Below are 3,008 nucleotides of genomic sequence, written 5' to 3'. Positions count from 1 at the left end.
GGTCTGGGCAACGACGTGCTCAGCGGCGGGGCCGGTGCCGACACGCTGAACGGCGGCGCAGGCAACGATCTGCTCGATGGCGGCGCCAATCCCAACACTACGGGCGACGTCATGACCGGCGGTGCCGGCGACGACACCTATGTCATCGATGATGTGACCGGCACGGCGGCCCAAAGGGACCAGGTCATCGAGGCCGCAGGCGCTGCCGGCGGCATCGATACGGTGACCGGATCGGTCAATCTCAACCTCGCAGACTACGCCAATGTCGAGAACGTCACGCTGACGGGAACCGCGAACGTAAACGCCACTGGCGGTATCGGCGACAACATCCTCACCGGCAATGCCGGCAACAACGCACTGACCGGCGGCGCCGGTACGGACACGGCGGTGTTCACCGGATCGGTGCTCGACCATACCGTCACCACGACCAATGCGGGCGTGCTGACCATCACAAGCGATGCCGATGGCCGCGACACGCTGACGACGATCGAAAAGGTTCAGTTCGGCGCGACGGCCTACACCACCCAGYTGGGAACGGCAGCCGGGACGACGATCACCGGCTCGGCKGGCAACGACCTGATCTTCGGCCTCGGGGGCAACGATACGATCAATGCCGGCRCYGGTGACGACGCCATCGTCTGGCGGGTCGGCGATGGCCGCGAYGTCGTCAATGGCGGGGCCAACGGAACGGTCGGCGATGCCTTCAGCATCACCGGCGACAATTCGGACGAGGTCTTCTCGATCTATTCCAGGTTCGAGTGGCTGAAAGTCGCAGGCAATCTCGCCAGCGATCTCAAYGCCAACACGGATATCGTGATCACCCGCAACGGCACGGGYACGGCCTCGGTCGTGGCCGAGCTGGATCAGATCGAAGAGATTTCGATCAATACCGGTGGCGGCAATGACAGCGTCCTCGTGGTCGGCAACCTGACCCCCTCGGATCTGCGCTTCAACACCATCACGGTGAACTCCGGCACAGGTGACGACACGGTCGACGTGACGGCTCTCGAATCGGCCCACCACRTCGTGCTCAATACGGGCGGCGGCTCCGACCATCTGGTTGGCATGCGTGCCCAGGATGAAATGCACGTGACCGGACCARCTGCCGCCGGCGGATCGACTGGCGGCGGTGGCGGTAACGGCGGGGGCTCCGGAAACGGGAGCGGGAACGGCGGCGGCATCACTGGCGCGTTCGACCTCACCGCCGGCGACGTTGCGGGGCTAAAGCACCTGGTCAACGGCCAGGAAGTCCCCGGGGATGACGACACGGTGCCCGGCGTCCGCGATCTCAGCGGCCACGGCAACAATCTCGCCCATCCCGATTACGGTGCGGCGGACGAGCACTTCATCCGGCTGACCGAAGCCCGCTACGGCGACTACGACGCGGCGACCGGCAACAACCAGATCAATCCGATCTTCGAGGGGCTCGATCCGCGCAATATCAGCAATATCCTGGGCGTGCAGGAAGCAGATCTGCCGAAGAACAGCAACGACGCCAATATCTTCTTCATGGCCTTTGGCCAGTATTTCGACCACGGCCTCGACTTCCTGCCGAAGGGTGGCAATGGCGCGATCCAGATCGGCGCTCCCGGCAACGGCGCGCCCGGATCAGGCAACCCGGCCGATCTCACCCGAGGCACGGTCGACGAAATCGTCGATGGCGTTCCCCAGCATATCAACCGGACCTCGCCCTTCGCGGACCAGAACCAGGCCTATGGCTCGAACGGGCTCGTCGGCCAGTTCCTCCGGGAAGGCGACGGCGATGGCGGTCTCGGCTCGATGCTCCTGGCGGGAGGGCCGGATCCGTCTGACCCGAACTTCCGGTTGCTGCCGACGCTGCGCGAGCTGATCCTCGAGCATTGGGAGAACAACACCGTCTTCACCGGCCTGCCGGGCGGCCCGGTCGCCTTCCAGACCTATTTCGCGGGGCTGGTCAACGGCGGGGTGATCAACACCACGATGGCGGCGACCATGGCATCCAATTTCATGGGCACCGGACATGCGCTGCTGCTCGATGCCAATCCGTTCATCAGCGTGCTCGACCACTAYATYGCTGGCGACGGCCGGGCGAACGAGAACTTCTCCCTGACCGCGATGCACACGATCTGGGCGCGCAAYCACAACTTCCACGTCGAGAATCTGGTGGAGGCCGGCTTCCAGGGCACRCAGGAGGARCTCTTCCAGGCGGCCAAGATCATCAACGAGGCCGARTACCAGCGCGTCGTCTTCGAYGAGTTCGCCGATCATCTCATCGGCGGCATCAAGGGCGATGGCRRCCACGGCCATGGCGRCTAYAATCCRGATGCGACRGCYGCCATCTCGCATGAGTTCGCGGCGGCCGTGTACCGGGTCGGTCACTCCCTGATCGGCCAGACCATGACCGTGCTCGATGCCGACGGTCAGCCGAAGCAGGTGGCGCTGTTCGACGCCTTCCTGAACCCGACGAACGACGCCGGCGCCTTCACTGCTCCCTTGCCCCCCGGCTACGTCCCGCAGCCCGGCTATGAGCAGCTCGGCGTGGGATCGATCCTGGGCGGCATCATCAGGCAGCCGGCGGAGGAGGTTGACTTCAATATCGTCGACGCGGTGCGCAACGATCTGGTGCGGATCAATGCCGACCTGTTCGCCTTCAATGTGGCACGCGGCTGGGATGTCGGGCTGGGAACGTTGAACCAGGTGCGTTCGGATCTTGCCGCTTCGCAGGATCCCTATGTCTCCSAGGCCGTCGGATATGCCGGAAACCTCTCACCCTATCCCTCCTGGGAGGACTTCCAGCAGCGCAACAATCTGAGCGATGCAGTGATCGCCCAGTTCAAGCAGGCCTATCCCGACCTCGTCCTGGACGCCAATGAGATAGCTGCCTTCCAGGCGATCAACTCGAATATCAGCGTGGCCATCCAGGCCGACGGCACCGGCATCGTGAAGGGGATCGACCGGGTCGATCTCTGGGTCGGTGGCCTTGCCGAGACGCATATCAATGGCGGCATGGTCGGGCAGACCTTCTGGGT

At 64.2% G+C, this 3,008-nt stretch carries 1 protein-coding gene; it reads left to right on the top strand.

The window, feature by feature from the left end:
* Positions 1-3,008 (top strand): peroxidase family protein (locus AC1D34_RS35975; protein WP_476826840.1); only part of this gene is annotated, 3,008 nt, incomplete at both ends.

The organism is Allobosea sp. P1_A7 (assembly GCF_056406775.1).
The sequence above is the reverse complement of the archived record's forward strand: the minus strand, read 5'-3'. Positions and strand labels throughout refer to the sequence as shown.